Genomic DNA, 368 nt, shown 5'->3' with positions numbered 1-368 from the left:
GGCGTCGCGGGGGTCGCGCACGAGGCCGGGATACCGCTGCTCGTCGACAACACGCTGGCCTCGCCCTACCTGGCCCGCCCGCTTGAGCATGGGGCTGACGTCGTGCTGCACTCGGCGACCAAGTTCATCGGCGGGCACGGGACGTCCATCGGCGGGATCATCGTCGACGGCGGCCGGTTCGACTGGGGCAACGGGCGCTACCCGCGGTTCACCGAACCGGACCCGGCCTACGACGGCCTGGTGTTCCTCGACGCCTTCCCCGAGACGGCCTTCATCCTGCGGGCCCGCGCGCGGCTGCTGCGCGACCTCGGCCCCGCGCTGGCGCCGATGAACGCGTTCCTGCTGTTGCAGGGCCTGGAGACGCTGTC

Annotated in this window: 1 protein-coding gene; it reads left to right on the top strand. The window is 72.3% G+C overall.

Annotation, left to right across the window (positions count from 1 at the left end; genetic code table 11):
• A partial coding sequence (locus FMEAI12_RS19555; protein WP_200835341.1) for a PLP-dependent transferase occupies positions 1–368 on the top strand: 368 nt, incomplete at both ends.

Source organism: Parafrankia sp. Ea1.12 (assembly GCF_900465275.1).
GTDB classification, from domain to species: domain Bacteria; phylum Actinomycetota; class Actinomycetes; order Frankiales; family Frankiaceae; genus Parafrankia; species Parafrankia soli.
The sequence above is the reverse complement of the archived record's forward strand: the minus strand, read 5'-3'. Positions and strand labels throughout refer to the sequence as shown.